At 73.8% G+C, this 16163-nt stretch carries 13 protein-coding genes; 7 read left to right on the forward strand and 6 right to left on the reverse strand.

Going from position 1 to position 16163, the window contains the following annotated elements:
* Positions 1 to 104: 104 nt before the first annotated feature.
* Positions 105 to 1022, forward strand: a complete 918-nt coding sequence (locus ACFXPX_RS21365; RefSeq protein WP_380524248.1) for a DUF6891 domain-containing protein — start codon at positions 105 to 107, stop codon at positions 1020 to 1022.
* A gap of 42 nt (positions 1023 to 1064) precedes the next feature.
* Positions 1065 to 1523, forward strand: a complete 459-nt coding sequence (locus tag ACFXPX_RS21370) for a hypothetical protein (RefSeq protein ID WP_380524250.1) — start codon at positions 1065 to 1067, stop codon at positions 1521 to 1523.
* A 54-nt stretch (positions 1524 to 1577) separates the two neighbouring features.
* Here ACFXPX_RS21370 and ACFXPX_RS21375 read toward each other — a convergent pair whose 3' ends face one another.
* Together ACFXPX_RS21375 and ACFXPX_RS21380 are read right to left on the reverse strand one after the other, a co-directional pair.
* Entirely contained in the window at positions 1578 to 2489 is a 912-nt protein-coding gene (locus ACFXPX_RS21375) for a diacylglycerol kinase (RefSeq protein WP_375894223.1), read from the reverse strand.
* Positions 2486 to 4108, reverse strand: coding sequence for an FAD-binding oxidoreductase (locus tag ACFXPX_RS21380; RefSeq protein ID WP_380642773.1), 1623 nt, complete (start codon positions 4106 to 4108; stop codon positions 2486 to 2488). The genes ACFXPX_RS21375 and ACFXPX_RS21380 overlap by 4 nt, the downstream gene beginning before the upstream one ends.
* 20 nt (positions 4109 to 4128) lie before the next feature.
* On the opposite strand from ACFXPX_RS21380, the gene ACFXPX_RS21385 reads away from it, so the two are divergent.
* Together ACFXPX_RS21385 and ACFXPX_RS21390 are read left to right on the forward strand one after the other, a co-directional pair.
* Positions 4129 to 4827 (forward strand): helix-turn-helix domain-containing protein, encoded by a 699-nt coding sequence (locus tag ACFXPX_RS21385; RefSeq protein WP_380642775.1) that lies wholly within the window; start codon positions 4129 to 4131, stop codon positions 4825 to 4827.
* Positions 4824 to 6383, forward strand: a complete 1560-nt coding sequence (locus ACFXPX_RS21390) for a glycerol-3-phosphate dehydrogenase/oxidase (RefSeq protein ID WP_380642777.1) — start codon at positions 4824 to 4826, stop codon at positions 6381 to 6383. Before ACFXPX_RS21385 ends, ACFXPX_RS21390 begins: the two co-directional genes overlap by 4 nt.
* A 34-nt stretch (positions 6384 to 6417) precedes the next feature.
* Here ACFXPX_RS21390 and ACFXPX_RS21395 read toward each other — a convergent pair whose 3' ends face one another.
* Positions 6418 to 6834 (reverse strand): hypothetical protein, encoded by a 417-nt coding sequence (locus ACFXPX_RS21395; RefSeq protein WP_380642779.1) that lies wholly within the window; start codon positions 6832 to 6834, stop codon positions 6418 to 6420.
* Between the two features lie 84 nt (positions 6835 to 6918).
* Positions 6919 to 7212: a hypothetical protein gene (locus tag ACFXPX_RS21400; protein WP_375894208.1), complete on the reverse strand. Its 294-nt coding sequence runs from the start codon at positions 7210 to 7212 to the stop codon at positions 6919 to 6921.
* Between the two features lie 437 nt (positions 7213 to 7649).
* Here ACFXPX_RS21400 and ACFXPX_RS21405 point away from each other — a divergent pair, with 437 nt between their 5' ends.
* Entirely contained in the window at positions 7650 to 8225 is a 576-nt protein-coding gene (locus ACFXPX_RS21405) for a TerD family protein (protein ID WP_375894205.1), read from the forward strand.
* A gap of 50 nt (positions 8226 to 8275) precedes the next feature.
* On the opposite strand, the gene ACFXPX_RS21410 is transcribed toward ACFXPX_RS21405, so the two are convergent.
* On the reverse strand, positions 8276 to 9532 hold the full coding sequence (locus ACFXPX_RS21410; protein WP_380642781.1) for an FAD-dependent monooxygenase: 1257 nt from the start codon (positions 9530 to 9532) through the stop codon (positions 8276 to 8278).
* A gap of 229 nt (positions 9533 to 9761) precedes the next feature.
* Between ACFXPX_RS21410 and ACFXPX_RS21415 the strand changes: the two genes are divergently transcribed.
* Together ACFXPX_RS21415 and ACFXPX_RS21420 are read left to right on the forward strand one after the other, a co-directional pair.
* Positions 9762 to 11804 carry an FAD-dependent oxidoreductase gene (locus ACFXPX_RS21415; protein WP_380590319.1) on the forward strand — a complete coding sequence of 681 codons (2043 nt, stop codon included), beginning with the start codon at positions 9762 to 9764 and terminating at the stop codon, positions 11802 to 11804.
* Between the two features lie 175 nt (positions 11805 to 11979).
* Positions 11980 to 12717, forward strand: a complete 738-nt coding sequence (locus ACFXPX_RS21420) for a hypothetical protein (RefSeq protein ID WP_380642783.1) — start codon at positions 11980 to 11982, stop codon at positions 12715 to 12717.
* 109 nt (positions 12718 to 12826) lie between these two features.
* On the opposite strand, the gene ACFXPX_RS21425 is transcribed toward ACFXPX_RS21420, so the two are convergent.
* On the reverse strand, positions 12827 to 16163 hold a 3337-nt coding region (locus ACFXPX_RS21425), incomplete at its 5' end, for a LamG-like jellyroll fold domain-containing protein (protein ID WP_380642785.1).

A 16163-nucleotide genomic window follows, 5' to 3' on the forward strand; every position in this document is an offset into this window, starting at 1 on the left:
ATCGGCCACCTCCGGGGCGGGATCGTGTTCCGGGTCCGCGACCGACCCTTTCGGGCTGTCGGGCTGTCGGATTCGGTGTCAGTGGGGTGTGCCAGGGTGACCGCATGCTGGCGATCACGGTGCAGACGAACGACGAGCGGCTCCCGAGGGTGACCGCGGACGAACTGGCGGGGTTGGTCCGGCGCATCGGCGCCGGGGCCGACACCTTCCTCGTCGTGCAGCGGATACCGGACCTGCCGGACGTCTACATCCAGGTGTGGCACAAGGCGGGTGGCCACTACGCGCTGGAGCACCGCGACGGCTCCGCCGCCCGGCACTTCGAGGTGCGGGTGGACGGGCCGGAGGCCGTGGTCGCGGCGATGACGGGCTGGGCGCGGCACGAGCCGGGCTGGGGCGAGGGCCTGGCCTGGGCGCCGCTGGACTTCGGTCCGGCGCCCGAGCCGGTGCCCGCGCCGGAGCTGGCGGCCGAGGAGCGGCGGCAGTTGGAGGAGCAGCTGCGGCTGACCCTCGCCGGCGGCTACACCGACCGTGCCCGGCTGGCCGAGCAGGCCGAGGAGTACCTGGTGTCGGGCGACCGCCGCCCGCTCTCCCGGGCCCAGGCCGAGCAACTCGCCGACCGGCTCTGGCTGGAGCGGGTCGGCGTGCAGAGCGGCTGGATCGGCGAGACGGATCCGGAGCGCCTCGCCCGGGCCTTCGCCGCGCTGGAGGCGGGCGGCATCACGGCGCGGGAGGACTTCGCCTGCTGCCGTTCCTGCGGGGAGGCGGAGATCGGCGCGGCCGGGGTGCCGGAGGCCCGGGGCTTCGTCTACTTCCACTCCCAGTGCACCGAGTCGGCCGCCGCCGGCCGCGGCCTGTCCCTGCTCTACGGCGGCTTCGACGGCTCCGCGGCGACCACCGCGGCCGTCGGCCGGGAGGTGGTGGCCGCCCTCGCGGCCGTCGGCCTGCCGGCGGTGTGGAGCGGCGACCCGTCCGACGCGATCGAGGTACGCCCGCTGCTCTGGCGCCGGCGGCTGGTCGGCTGACCACGGACGGAGCCGGCCACGGACGGAGGGGAGGACCGAACGATGAGCGCTGATGTGCTGTCGGTGATCCCGACCGACCCGTACTGGCAGCCGGACGCGGCGGCGGCCGAGCGGGCCCGGGCGCTGGCGGCCGAGTTCCTCGGCGAGGACGACGGCGCCGAGCTGGAGTCGACCTGGCACGAGCGCACGACCCTGGTCGACTGCGGCGCGAACCTGGAGCGGATCGGCTGCCCGCACTGCGGCGGCGCCGTCCCGCTGGGGTGGTGGTCCGAGCTGATGGAGGAGCACGCCGAGGGCGGCTTCGCGACGCTCGCCGTGACGGTGCCCTGCTGCGGTGCGGCGACGACCCTGGACGCCCTGGACCACGACTGGCCGTGCGGCTTCGCCCGTTTCGAGCTGGAGGTGTGGGACCCGGAGCGACCCTGGTTCACCGAGGCCCAGGCGGCGGCCCTGGCCACCGCCCTCGGCCACCCGGTCCGGCAGATCAGGGCGCATCTGTGACGACGGGCCCGTGGGCCCCGGGCGGCCGCCGCCGCCCGGGGGGTTCCGGGGGCCTCAGGGCACCAGCAGGTGCAGGGCCTCGGGTCGGACCGTGACGTCGGCGGGGAGGGCGGTGATGAACTCGCCGTCGGCGTAGGCGGTGATGCCGGGGGACTCGATCCGCAGGGAGGCGGTGCGCAGGGTGGTGACCTCCGGGTGGCTGGTGTGGGTGCCCTTGAAGAGGGTGGGGAAGAAGCGGGCGATCCGCAGCCGGGGCATGGCGTCGACGAGGGTGACGTCGAGCAGGCCGTCGTCGGGGAGGGCGGCGGGGCAGATCAGCATGCCGCCGCCGTAGCTGCGGGTGTTGCCGACGGCGGCGAGGGTGAGGTCGCGTTCGATGACGGTGCCGTCGGCGAGGGTGATCCGGAACGGCAGCGGTTTCAGGTTGGCGAACTCGGCGAGGATGGCGAGGTTGTAGCGCATCCGGCCGCGCGGCCAGCGCAGCCGGTTGGCGCGGTCGCTGACCAGCGAGTCGAAGCCGCTGGCGAGGACGGAGCCGTACCAGCGCACGGAGCCGTCCGGGCCGGTGATCCGGCCGAGGTCGACGGCGCGGGTGCGGCCGGCGGCGATGACGTCGGCGGCGGCCTCGGGGTCGCCGATGGGCAGGCCGTACTCGCGGGCGTGGTCGTTGCCGGTGCCGGCGGGTATGACGCCGAGCGGGACGGCGGTGTCGGCCAGGGCCTGGAGGGCGAGGTTGATCATGCCGTCGCCGCCGACCACGGCCACCGCGTCGGCCCCGCCGGCCGCCGCCTCGCGGGCGAGGCGGACGGCGTCGTCGGCGGAGCGCCCGGCCTGCGGGTCGACCTCGATGCCGAGGGCGCGCAGCCGGGCGACGGCCCGGTGGGCGGCGGGTTCGGCGTGGCCGGTGCCCGCCGCCGGGTTGGTGAGAACGGTGACCCTGCGGATGACGGTTCTCGGCGCGGTCACGGGATCAGCTTGCCGGGGTTGAGGATGCCCGCCGGGTCGAGTTCGGCCTTGACGGCGCGCAGGACGCGCACGCCGAGGTCGCCGATCTCGTCGGTCATCCAGGGCCGGTGGTCGGCGCCGACCGCGTGGTGGTGGGTGATGGTGCCGCCCGCGCCGAGGATGGCGTCGCCGGCGGCCTGCTTGGCGGCGCCCCAGCGGGTGAGCGGGTCCTCGCCGAGGGCGGCGACGACGGTGAAGTAGAGCGAGGCGCCGGTCGGGTAGACGTGCGAGATGTGGCACAGCACGAGCGAGCCGGGCAGGGCGGTGGTGAGGGCCTCGGTGACGGCGGTGCGCAGGCCGGCGAGCCGGCTCCAGTCGGTGGCCGTCTCCAGGGTCTCGCAGAGCGCGCCGGCGTTGAGCAGCGAGTCGCGCAGGTAGGGCGCGTTGAACCGGCCGTGCTCCCAGGCCTGGGCGGGCGCTTCGCCGAGCGAGGTGCCACCGGCGGCGAGCAGGACGGCGCGGGTGAGGTCGTGCCGGGCGGCGACCTGTTCGGCGGTGCCCTCGAAGACGGTGACGGCGAGGCAGCCGCTGACGGCGGGGGCGCCGCCGATCTGCTCCGTGAGGGCGAGGTTGATCATGGTCTCGGCCTCGTCGGAGAGCCGGATCACGGTGGGGCCGGTGCCCTGCTGCTCGACGGCGCGCAGCGCCGCCGCCCCGGTGGCGAAGTCGGGGAAGCTCCACGCCTCGTACGCCTTGACGGCGGGCAGCGGGTGCACGCGCAGGCGCACGGCGGTGATGACGCCGAGGGTGCCCTCGGAGCCGAGGAAGAGCTGGCGCAGGTCGGGGCCCGCGGCGGAGGCGGGGGCGCGGCCGAGGTCGAGCGTCCCGCTGGGGGTGACCACGCGCAGGCCGCGGACCATGTCGTCGAAGCGCCCGTGGCCGGCCGAGTCCTGGCCGGAGGAGCGGGTGGCGGCGAAGCCGCCGATGGTGGCGTACCGGAAGCTCTGCGGGTAGTGGCCGAGCTCCCAGCCGCGCTCGGCGAGCAGGGCCTCGGCGGCGGGGCCGGTGAGGCCGGCGCCGAGCACGGCCTCGCCGGAGGTCTCGTCCAGGTCGAGGAGCCGGTCGAGGCGGCGCAGGTCGAGGGAGACGACGGCCCGCAGGCCGCCGCGCTCGGGGTCGAGCCCGCCGACCACGCTGGTGCCGCCGCCGAACGGGACGACGGCGAGGCGGCGCTCGGCGCAGACGGCGAGGACGGCGGCGATCTCCTGCTCGCTGCCGGGCAGCAGGACGGCGTCGGGCGCGTCCTGCTCGGCGCGGCTGCGGCGGCGCAGCAGGTCGGGGGTGGACTTGCCGCCGGCCCGGGGCAGCCGGTCGGCGTCGGCAGTGCTGACGTGCTCCGCGCCGACGGCTGCGGCGAGCGCCGCGACGTCCTCGGCGGTGGCCCGGGTGGGGCGCAGCACGACCTCGGCGGCGCTCGGCCCGGGGGCGGCGTCGCCGGTGACGCCGAGGGCGGCGGCGAGCAGTCCCTTGATGTCCGCGGACAGCTCCTTGGCGAGGGCCGGGTCGCCCCAGGCGTTCCACTTCATCGGGGGGAGCGGCAGCGCGGCTGCGGCCGCTCCCGCTTGCGTCTCAGGTGCCATGCGTTACAGTTTCACACATCATGTCAAGTAGTAACGCCACGGCCGGAGCGCCGCGCAGTACCGATGACGCGATCCTGGACGCCGCCGCCGACCTGGTCGTGCACCTCGGCGTCCGCCGCACCCAGCTGGCCGAGATCGCGCGCCGCGCCGGGGTCAGCCGCCCGACCGTCTACCGGCGCTGGCCGGACGTCCAGGCGGTGATCGGGGCGCTGCTCACCCGAGAGATCATGGCCACCCTGGAGAGCACCTCGCTGGGCGTACCCGACCGGGGGACCCCGGGGGACCGCGGGACCGCCGTGGACCGGGAGACCGCCGTGGACCGGGAGACCTCCGTGGACCAGGAGGTTTTTGCGGGCCGGGAGGCCTTCATGGGCCGCGAGGCCTTCGTGGACCAGGTGGTCGAGGTCGCCGTCCGGCTGCGCGACCACCCCGTGCTCGGCGCCCTGCTCCACTCCGACGACTCCGACCTGCTGCTCCAGTACGTGGTGGAGCGGCTCGGCGAGAGCCAGCGCGGCCTGCTGGAGGCGCTGCGCACCGGCATCGCCCTCGGCCAGGCCGACGGTTCGGTCCGGGCCGGGGAGCCGACCGAGCTGGCCGCCATGGTCCTGCTGATCGCCCAGTCCACCGTCCAGTCGCACCGCATGGTCGCCTCCCTGCTGCCCGAGGCGGCCTGGCGGCGCGAACTGGCCAGAGCGCTGAACGGATACCTCGCGCCATGACCTCCAAGGCCGACCGCTTCGCCGGCACCGCCCAGCTCAACGGCGTCCGACGGACGCACGAACTCGACGCGCTCGCCGCCGACCCGCGGATCGACCTGCTGGTGATCGGCGGCGGGGTGACCGGCGCCGGGGTGGCGCTGGACGCCGCCGCCCGCGGCCTGCGGACCGTCCTCGTCGAGGCCCGCGACCTGGCCTTCGGGACCAGCCGCTGGAGCTCCAAGCTGGTGCACGGCGGCCTGCGCTACCTCGCCTCCGGGCGGGTCAAGGTCGCCCGGGAGAGCGCCGTCGAGCGCGGCGTGCTGATGACCCGCACCGCCCCGCACCTGGTCCGCGCGCTGCCCCAACTGGTGCCGCTGCTCCCGGACCTGCTGCGCCCGGGCCAGGCCGCGCTGATCCGCGCGGGCTTCCACGCCGGGGACGCGCTGCGGCTGAGCGCCGGGACCCCGGGCGCCCTGCTGCCCCGGGTCCGCCGGATCGACGCGGCCCGGACCAGGCAGCTGGTGCCGGGCGTGCGGACCGACGGCCTGCGCGGCGCGCTGGTCGCCAACGACGGCCAACTCGTCGACGACGCCCGGCTGGTGGTCGCGCTGGCGCGCACCGCCGCGCAGTACGGGGCGAGCGTGCTGACCCGGGTGCGGGCCGAGTCCGTCACCGGGGCCTCCGCCGAGCTGGTCGACGCGCTCAGCGGTCAGTCGGTGACCGTCACCGCGGGCGCGGTGGTCAACGCCACCGGGGTGTGGGCCGGCGAGGTGGACACCTCGATCAAGCTGCGCCCCAGCCGGGGCACCCACCTGCTGGTGGACGCCGCGACCCTCGGGTACCCGGTGGCCGCGCTCACCGTGCCAGTGCCCGGCTCCACCAGCCGCTTCGTCTTCGCGCTGCCGCAGCAGCTCGGCCGGGTCGCCGTCGGCCTGACCGACGAGGACGCCCCGGGCCCGGTCCCGGACGAGCCGCAGCCCACCGAGGCCGAGCTGGACTTCCTCCTCGACACCGTCAACGCGGCCCTCGCCACCGCGCTGACCAGGGCGGACGTACGCGGCGCCTACGCCGGGCTGCGCCCGCTGATCGACACCGGGGGCGGGAACACCGCCGACATCTCCCGGGAGCACGCGGTGCTGGAGTCCCCGTCCGGGGTGATCACCGTGGTCGGCGGCAAGCTCACCACCTACCGGCGGATGGCCGAGGACGCGGTGGACACCGCCGTCCGGCTGCGCGGCCTGCCCGCCCGCACCTGCTGGACGGCCCGGCTGCCGCTGGTCGGCGCCCCCGGCCACCGGGACAGCCGCCCGCTGCCGATCCAGGGGGTGCCCGCCTCGCTGGTCGCCCGGCACGGCGGACTGTCCCACGAGGTCATGGCGGCGGGGGAGTCGGCGCCGGTGGCGGAGGGCCTCGACGTGACCCGCGCCGAGATCGCGTACGCGGTCACCCACGAGGGCGCGCTGGACGCCGCCGACGTGCTGCACCGGCGGACCAGGATCGGGCTGGTGGCGGAGGACGCCGAACGGGCCCGGAAGGCGGTCGAGGAGATCGTCGGGGAACTCGCCGCCGCGGAGTAGCGGGGCAGCGGGGTGTCGGGGACGCGCTGGGCGTTCAGCCGCCCTGGGGGAAGGGAGCGAGGTCCGGCTCGACCCAGGCGGTGCGGGCCCGGTCGCCGGCCAGGGTCTCCGGTCGGTAGTGGCGGCCGAGCAGATCCCGGTCGAGCAGCTCGGGGTGGTGCGCGCAGAACTCCTCGAAGTCGGCCGCGCCGCCCTCGGCGTGGTGGGCCACCAGCTCGACCCAGGCCCTGGTCATGGTGACGTGGAACTTCTGCGGCGCCCCGGCCTTCGTGGCGGTGCGGCGGATGCCCTCGCCGACCAGGTCGAGCGCGGCGGCGTCGCCGTACCGGCGGACGGCGAGCCAGGTGAGCCGGACGTGCTGCGGGTGGCCGAAGCGTTCGGCGCCGGCCATCACCTCGCGCAGCAGCTCGTCGAAGGCGTCGGGGGCGGCGGGGGCGGTGGGGGAGGTCATCGGGAGGCCTTCGGGCGGGCGGCGGTGGACGGGGGATTGTAGTGTTCCACGGCATTCCTCCGCACATGCCCCTTGTGGGCCGGATCAGCGCGCGGTGTGCTCCGGCATCGGGTGTTCGGCGCCCGCCAACTCCAGCACGCAGGCCAGCGGGTGCTCCGCCCGGCCCGTCCGGTCCAGTCGGACGGCCAGGGGCCGCGGCGGTTCCTCGGCGAGTTGCCCGGACAGCGTCAGCGGGTAGCCGCCGTGGCCGTGGGTGCGGTGGAAGGCGCACTCCTTGCCGTCCACCAGCAGTTCGGTCTCGGTGATCCAGCCGGAGCGGACGTTGACGGTGACCGAGTGTCCGTCCCGGTCGAGGTGGAAGCTGTACCGCTGGCGCATGGAAACCTCCCGCGAGGGGCCTCGGAACGGGGACGGCCAAGGGGATCCACCGCCAGTCTAGGGCCTGTCTCTTGGATTCTGCCGGGTCAGGCCGCGGCGTTGGGGTGCGTGCATCGCAAGGCGGAGGAGGGAGCCACTGCGGAGCATTGGTGACCGACGACAACGCGGCGAGGTGCGTGCCCCGGCGTCGCGGACCCGGCAGAATCCAAGAGACAGGCCCTTTGGTCGGACGTATCCTCTCGGCGCTCCGGCCGGTACCGTGATCGGGGTTCGGAGTTCGGAGTTCGCAGGGACCGGGCGGTGGGGATCGGGGGGGGCGATCGGTTCCCGCCGCGGCCCCTGAGAAATCCCCGGGGCGGGGCCCGCCTGCAGGCGGATTCTCGTGATCTCTACAGTGTTGTAGATTCGTCCGCAGGGAGAGATCCGAGGAGGGCATTGTGGGAGTTTCGCTGGCCAAGGGCGGCAACGTCTCGCTGAGCAAGGAGGCGCCCGGACTGAGCGCCGTGATCGTGGGTCTCGGTTGGGACGTCCGCACCACCACCGGAGCCGACTACGACCTGGACGCCAGCGCGCTGCTCTGCAACGCGCTCGGGAAGGTGGTCTCGGACCAGCACTTCGTCTTCTTCAACAACCTCCGCAGCCCCGAGGGTTCGGTCGAGCACAGCGGCGACAACCTGACCGGTGGCGGCGACGGCGACGACGAGCAGATCAAGATCGACCTGGACCGGGTGCCGGCCGACGTCGCCAAGGTGGTCTTCCCGGTGTCGATCTACGACGCCGACGCCCGGCTGCAGAACTTCGGCCAGGTCCGCAACGCCTTCATCCGGGTCGTCAACCAGGCCAACGGCCAGGAGATCGCCCGCTACGACCTCACCGAGGACGCCTCGACCGAGACCGCGATGGTCTTCGGCGAGCTGTACCGCAACGGGGCCGAGTGGAAGTTCCGCGCCATCGGCCAGGGGTACGCCTCCGGTCTGCGCGGCATCGCCACCGACTACGGCGTGAACGTCTGATCGTCTGAAAGCCTTCGGGGCCGGTGCGGCCCCTGCCCGGGCGGGTCGGCTCAGCCGGCCCGCCCGAGCGCGTGCCCGCCGAACCCCGGGCCGCCGCTGAGCTGGCCCTGCCACCAGTCGGCCATCGCCGCTCCGTCCATGACCGACCAGTCCGGCGCCGCGGTGACCTGGGCCCGGCCCAGTGACCGGCCCAGGTCCACCAACTCCCGCCCGGCCGGGGTCCGTTCCCGGTCGTACGCGGCCAGCAGCGGCCCCCAGGAGCGGCCGCCGAGCCGCCGCCCGGCCAGCTCGAAGGTGTGGGCGTCCTGCAGCGCCTTCACCGCGCCGCTGGTGTTGTGCGGGCGGACGACGGTCGCCGCGTCCCCGCCGATCAGCAGGCGTCCGGCGGTGCGGTACGGGACCGCCAGGTCGTAGACGGGCTGCAGCAGGGTCCGTTCGCGCGGGGTCCGCGCGATCACGGCGGCCCAGTACGGGGGCAGCTGGCGTGCGGCGAACTCCCGCATGCCGTCGAGCTGTTCGTCGCTGAGGGCGCCGGCGGCGACGGCCGTCGGGCCGTCCAGGCGCAGCCAGTCCGGGGTGGGTGCGTAGAAGACCCAGTTCACCAGGGTGCTGCCGGGGGCGAGCCCGGGGATGCGGTAGAGCACGACCTGGCCGCCGGGGTAGCAGACGGTGGCGCACTCCTCCTCCGGCCAGGCCGCCGCCCCGCCGGGCAGGTCGTCCAGCAGCGCGGCGTCGTAACTGCCGCGCCAGCACACGTAACCGGCGTACTCGGGCGCGGCCTCCGGGCAGACTGCGGCCCGGACCACCGAGCGGTAGCCGTCCGCGCCGATCACCAGGTCGTACGGGGTGCGGGTGCCGTCGGCCTGTTCCGTCCAGGCGCCGCCGCGGTCGCCGCCGACGGCGGTCACGGTGGTGCCCGGCCGGTACTCCACGACCTCCGGGGTCCGCTCGCGCAGGGTCTGCCAGAGCACCGCCCAGTGGTGCGAGTGGAACGGGAACGGCTGGACCCAGAGCGGCCGTCCGCGGCCGTCCGGTCCGCCGGCCCCGCCGGTCCCGCCGGCCGGACCCCGGGTGACCCAGCGCCGCACGGTGAGCCGGTGGCGGCGGGTGTCCGGGGGCACGTGGCCGGCGTCGACCAGTTCGGCGAAGCGGTCGTTGTGGGTGCAGATCCCCAGGCCGCGGTCCTCCAGCCGTCCCGGGCTGCGTTCCAGCACCACGACCCGTTCGGCGCCCAGCCGGGCCGCCGCCCCCGCGAAGGCGCTTCCGGCGATGCTGCCACCGACCACGGCCACCGAGCCACCCCGCACGGGCGTCCCCTTCCACGAGCCCCGTGAGGCCGGGAAGGGTCTTCCGGGCCCTTTGCGCAGGGAGTCGACGATACGCGGCGCGGCGCGAGTGCGGAGGGTAATGCGGCCGTTACGGCGGAGCTGCCGGTTGCCGGGCTATGCAACTAGTTGCATAGCCCGGCGAACGTCCCCTACTCTGCGGTAACAATCCGGGAGACCCTCCCGCCGGCCGCCCCCACAGGAGACGTCGATGAGCTCGACCCCCGGCAGCAGCCGCTACCCGCACCTGCTCAGCCCGCTCGACCTCGGTTTCACCACCCTGCCCAACCGGGTGATCATGGGCTCGATGCACGTCGGCCTGGAGGAGGCCCCCGGCGGCTACCAGCGGATGGCCGCGTTCTACGCCGAACGGGCCCGCGGCGGCGTCGGCCTGATCGTCACCGGCGGCATCGCCCCCAACGAGGCCGGCCGCCCCTGGGACGGCGGCGCCATGCTGACCACCGAGGCGGAGGCCGACGAGCACCGGGTGGTCACCGACGCCGTGCACGCCGAGGGCGGGAAGATCGCCCTCCAGATCCTGCACTTCGGCCGCTACGCCTACCACCGCGACCTCGTCGCCCCCAGCGCCCTCCAGGCCCCGATCAGCCCCTTCGTGCCCAACGAGCTCACCGCCGAGCAGGTCGAGCAGACCGTCGAGGACTTCGCCCGCTGCGCCGAACTCGCCCGCCGGGCCGGCTACGACGGCGTCGAGATCATGGGCTCCGAGGGCTACCTGATCAACGAGTTCGTGGTCGCCGCCACCAACCACCGCACGGACGAGTGGGGCGGCCCCTACGAGCGGCGGATGCGCTTCCCGGTCGAGATCGTCCGCCGGGTCCGCGAGCGGGTCGGCGAGGACTTCATCATCGTCTACCGGCTCTCCATGCTCGACCTGGTCCCCGGCGGCTCCACCCTCGACGAGGTCGTCCAGCTGGCCCAGGCCGTCGAGGCCGCCGGCGCGACCGTCATCAACACCGGCATCGGCTGGCACGAGGCCCGCATCCCCACCATCGCCACCTCCGTCCCGCGCGGCGCCTTCGCCTGGGTCACCCAGCGGGTGATGGGCGAGGTCGGCATCCCGCTGGTCGCCACCAACCGCATCAACACCCCCGAGATCGCCGAGCAGTTGATCGCCGACGGCAAGGCCGACCTGGTGTCGATGGCCCGCCCGCTGCTCGCCGACGCCGACTTCGTCGCCAAGGCCCGCGAGGACCGCGCCGACTCCATCAACACCTGCATCGGCTGCAACCAGGCCTGCCTGGACCACACCTTCAACCTCCAGATCACCTCCTGCCTGGTCAACCCGCGGGCCTGCCACGAGACCGAACTCGTCCTCGGCCCCACCGCGCTGCGCAAGTCCATCGCCGTGGTCGGGGCCGGACCGGCCGGCCTCGCGTTCGCCGTCTCCGCCGCCGAACGCGGCCACGACGTCACGCTGCACGACGCCGCCGAAACCGTCGGCGGGCAGCTGAACATCGCCCGGCTGATCCCCGGCAAGGAGGAGTTCGGCGAGACGCTGCGCTACTACCGCACCCGGCTGGCCGAGTTGGGCGTCACCCAGCGCCTCGGCGCCCTCGTCGGCGCCGAGCAGCTCGCCGCCGAGGGCTACGACGAGATCGTCCTCGCCACCGGTGTCACGCCCCGAACTCCCGCCGACATCCCGGGAATCGACCACCCCAGCGTGCTCGGCTACCTGGACGTGCTGCGCGACGGCGCCCCCGTCGGCGACCGCGTCGCCATCCTCGGCGCCGGCGGCATCGGCTTCGACGTCGCCGAGTTCCTCACCGACCAGGGCGACGAGGCCAGCCTCAACCCGCCCGTGTTCCAGGCCAAGTGGGGCATCGACCCGGAGTACCGCGAGCGCGGCGGCCTGCGCCCGCCGGTCAGGCCGACGCCCCCGCGCAGCGTCCACCTGCTCCAGCGCAAGGTCGGCAAGGTCGGCGCCGGACTCGGCAAGACCACCGGCTGGATCCACCGCACCGAACTCAAGCACCGCGGCGTGGTGATGGTCGCCGGCGCGAGCTACGACCTGATCGACGACGCCGGACTGCACTACACCGTCGACGGCGAACGCCAACTCCTGCCCGTGGACACCGTGGTGCTCTGCACCGGCCAGGAACCGCGCCGCGACCTGGAGGCGGCGCTGCGCGAACGCGGCCTGTCCGTGCACGTCATCGGCGGCGCGGACGTGGCCGCCGAACTGGACGCCAAGCGGGCCATCAAGCAGGGCACGGAACTGGCCGCCACCCTCTGACGCCGGGTGGCCGGGGGGCTACCCGGCGTACCGGGGCCCGCGGCGCCGCGCCGCGGGCCCCGGTGCCCCCCGCATCTGTACTGACCTGCGGTGATGCGTGCCCCGCGCGCCCGGCCCGGGCCCCGGTGCGACACTGGTGCCCTGTCCCTGCCCGACCTCTCGACCGGGGGCCCGCATGTCCCTCCCGAGGCCTCTCCACGCCCTCGCCGCCGCCGCCCTCGTCGCGGCGGCCGCCCTGGGCCCGACCGCCGCCGCGAGCGCCGCCGCTCCCACGCCGGGGCTGCCCTCCGCCGACCAGCTGAGAGCCGCGCTGCTCACCGCGAACGACCTCGGCCCCGGCTACACCGAGGCCCCCGCCAGCGGCAGCCCGGGCCCGAGCGAGAACCCCACCCCCGTCCGCGGCTGCGACGCCCTCAACGCCCTGATCAACATGCACGCCACCGCCCCCGGCCCCGCCACCCCGCACGCCGAGACCGAACTCGACGGCCCGGACGGCGGCAACCCGATGGTGACCGAGGCCCTCACCGCCGAGGACCCGGCCAGGCTCGCCACCGACTTCGCCACCGCCACCGACGCGTTCAGGACCTGCCACACCATCACCTTCAACGCCGGCACCGACGCCTCCGTGACCTTCACCGTCACCCCCGTCACCCTCGGCGACCGCCAGGACGCCCCCGCCGTCCGTCTCGACGGCACCCTCGCGGGCGTCCAGCTCAGCGCCTACCTCGGCATCGAACGGTTCGGCACCGTCGGCATGGCCTACGGCTTCTTCCAACGCCAGGCCGCCGACCCCCAAGCCGCCTCCGTGCAGTACCGCACCGCCGTCGCCAAGGTCGAACGCACCCTCGGCACCACCGCGGGCACCACCACCCCACCCACCGCCCCCGCCACCACCCGGGGCATGTCGGTCTGACCGCCCGGGCCTGCCCGGAACGGCCGGCCCCCGGGAGCAACAGCGGTGCCCCGCCCGGAAGTCCGGGCGGGGCACCGTTCTCGGCGGCCGAAGGGTCGGCCGCACGGCCCTACTTGGTCTGGGCCTCGGCGTACCAGCGCTCGTTGGCGGCGCCGTTGCAGTCCCAGAGGTCCAGGGCACTGCCGTTGGTGGTGTCCCAGCCGTGGACGTCCAGGCAGAGGCCGGACGCCTGGTGGACGAGCGAGCCGTCGTACCGGCGGGTCCAGTTCTGGACCGTCGGGTCGCCGCAGAGCTGCGCGGTGACCCGGGTGCCGTTGGCGACGGGGGTACCCGCCGTGCCGAGGCAGAGCCCGGTACTGACCTTGATCTTGTTGTCCGAGGTCAGCGTGAAGTGCTGGCCGTCGCCGTTCGAGCAGTCGTTGATCGCCAGGAGGGCGCCCTGGGCGCCGCCCTGGCCGTCCAGGCACTTGGTGCCGGGGAGGGCGGAGCGGATCTGGACCGACGAGTCGGTGGTGGCGACGGTGTTCACCTGGGGGTCGGTCAGGGCGTACGGGTAGACCCGCACGTCGCTGACCGCTCCGTCGATGTAGTTGTCGCCCGGGTAGCGGTCGGAGATCGCGCCGCCGATGTTGACCGCGCCGTGGGCCTTGAAGGTGCTCGACACCTGGGTGCTGCCGACGGCGCTGCCGTTGACGTAGAGGGTGGCGATGCGGGTCAGGGCGTTGTACGAGCCGGTCAGGTGGGTCCAGACGCCGGTCTGGGCCTTGGTGCGGCCGGTCCGGTCGTAGGCGGCGAAGTAGCCACCGGTGTTGTAGTTGTCCGAGTCCGGCAGGACGAAGGTCCAGTTGCCCAGGTTCTTCGAGTACTGCAGGTAGAAGGGGCTCTGCTCCTGGCCGGTGACCGACAGGATCGTCGGGTAGCCGTTCATGTTGGTGAGGGTGTTGAGCTTCACCCAGGCCGAGACGGTGTAGCTCTGGGTGGTGTCCAGGCCCGGGGTGGTGCCGTTGGCCGCGACCGCGTTCTTGGTGCGGTACAGGGTCGAGCCGTTGAACACCGTGGCCTTGCCGGCGGTGCCGTTGTGGTCGGTCGTGAAGGCGGCCTTGGCCGGGTACGTGGTGGCCGGGTCGCCGTTCGGGTAGAGCGGGTTCTTGTCCGCGTCGCCGGTGTCGCCGCTGGTGCGGCCGTCGAGCGTCCACTGGGACGGGTTGACGGCGGTGCTGGCGACGGTGCCGGGGCCGTCCTCCCACACGTAGCCGGCGGTCGGGTTGCCCGGGGTGGTGGGCCTGCCCCACCAGATGTCGATGGAGCCGTCGGCCTTGGTGCCCCAGAGGGCGGCGTTGCCGCTGCCGGTGATGTCACCGTCCGAACCGAGGGAGGTCCAGGTGCTGGTGGACGCGTAACCGATCTTGGCATTGGTGGCGATGCCGGTGAGGGTGGGGACCATCAGGGGCTTGCCGGTGGGGTCGTTGACGGGCTGGCCCTGGTTGTCGGTGGCCAGGACGGTGCCGGTGGTGAAGGTGAGGCCGTTGAGGTCGTCCTTGGCGGCGTCGGTGGAGGTGGCGAGGTTGCGGGTGAAGAGGCCGGGGTGGCCCTGCTTGGCCCAGTCGCCGGGGGTGATGAGTTCCTTGTCCTTCCAGCCGGTGGTGGCGAGTCGGACGGGCTTGCCGAGGGTGTTGGCGTTGGTGGCGGGGTAGTACCAGAGGGCGGCGTCGGTGCCGTTGTTGGTGCTCTCGACGGTGAGCAGGCCGGTCTTGTTCTTGAAGCCGAGCTTGGGGTCGAGGTCGGTGTTGACGGGGTCGCCGAGGGCGGCGATGCGCAGGGTGGTGGACCAGTCGGTGGCGTTGTAGCCGGTGGTGGTCAGCCAGGAGCAGTCCTCGGTGGCGGTCTTGGCGCACTTGGGCTTGGCGAGTGCGACGGGCTTGTCGATCCGGCCGTAGACGCCGGTGTTGCCCGGGTTCGGGTAGACCCAGAGTTCGCCCGCGCCGGGTGCGTGGGCGATCACGTCGTCGACGTTGTTGCCACCGGTGAGGGTGCCGCGGTGGGTCAGCTGGATGCCGTTCCACCCCTTGCCGCCCGGGGCGGCGGCCGCGGCGGCGACCGTCGTCATCGGGGCGCTCCGGGCGTTCGGGTTGCCCGGGACGTTGTAGGCGCGCAGGTAGCCGGCCTGGTCGGGCGCGAGGATGTCGGGCGCGCCGTCACCGGTGACGTCACCGAAGACCGGCGGCGGGCCGTTGGGGTTCCACGGCACGTAGAAGGAGTACTGGGCGACCGGGGAGACGTTGCGGGCGTTGTCCATCACCTGGATGTAGACGATGTTGGTGCCCCACCGGGTCGGGTGGACCTGGAGGCCGTTCGCCGGGAAGTCGCTGCCGCAGGCCCAGGACGCGCCGGAGAACTGCGGATCGAAGGACCAGCGGGCGCAGACCACGCCGGAGGCGTTGCCGCCGGGCGCGGGGTCGGCGGCGGTGAAGGGGACGGTACCCGTGTCGCCGATGTGCTTCTTGGTGACCTGGCCGTTGCCCGAGGGCGGGAAGACGTTGGCCAGGTCGGCGTCCGAGTACTTGGTGGTGGCGTCCGGGACGGTGAGGGTCGGCGGGGTCAGGTCGACGCCGAACCGGCAGGTCGGGGTGGGCGCCGACATCTGGCTGAGCCCGTCGGTCGCCTTGGCGTTCCAGCCGTAGACGTGGCCGTCCTGGATCACGCCCGGCTTCACCTGGAAGCTCGCGACACTGCCGTTGGCCACCGTGGCGGTGTAGCCGGAGTCGGCGTCGGCGTTCTGGTTGGCGTAGTCCCAGATGTGCGCCCAGGCGCCGAGCGCGTTCTGCGCGTTGCTGCTGACCGTCGTGTTGAGGTTGACGGAGCCGTTGAAGCCGACGGAGGAGTTGATCCAGCCGAGGGAGCCGTCACAACCCTGGTTGTCCGACCACGGAACGGCCGTCGAGGGGACGGGCCAGACGTTCGGGTTGGTCGGGGTGTTGGGGATGCGGTCGTACTCGATGACGACGACCGGGTTGTAGGTGAGGCGCTTGAACGCCGCCGAGTCGGACTCGTTGCGGGCGAACAGGCCGAAGGTCAGGCTGCCGTTGTCGGCGACGAACTGGCGGTAGACGCCGGTGACGTCGTAGTCGAACTGGGTGGTGCCGCCGCAGCCGCTCTGGCCCGCGCCGCCGACGTCCGCCGACCCGATCCCGTTGAGGACGGTCGGCGAGTTGTTCCAGGTGGTGCTGCCGTCGATCGCGGTGGTGAGCTTGAGGTCGACGGTGTACTTGTTGGTGCAGGAGAAGTCGGAGGACTTGGCCTCGAAGAACGACACCGTGGCCTTGTTGATGACGATGTCGTTGTACCAGTGGTTGTCGAACTGGAAGTAGGAGCGTTCGACGCCCTTGGAGGTGCGGTAGCCCTGGTAGCCGACGCCGGGCTGGGCGTACTGGTCGCCGGAGTTGGCG

Origin of the sequence: Kitasatospora sp. NPDC059146 (assembly GCF_042786665.1) — a bacterium.
Taxonomy (GTDB): domain Bacteria; phylum Actinomycetota; class Actinomycetes; order Streptomycetales; family Streptomycetaceae; genus Kitasatospora.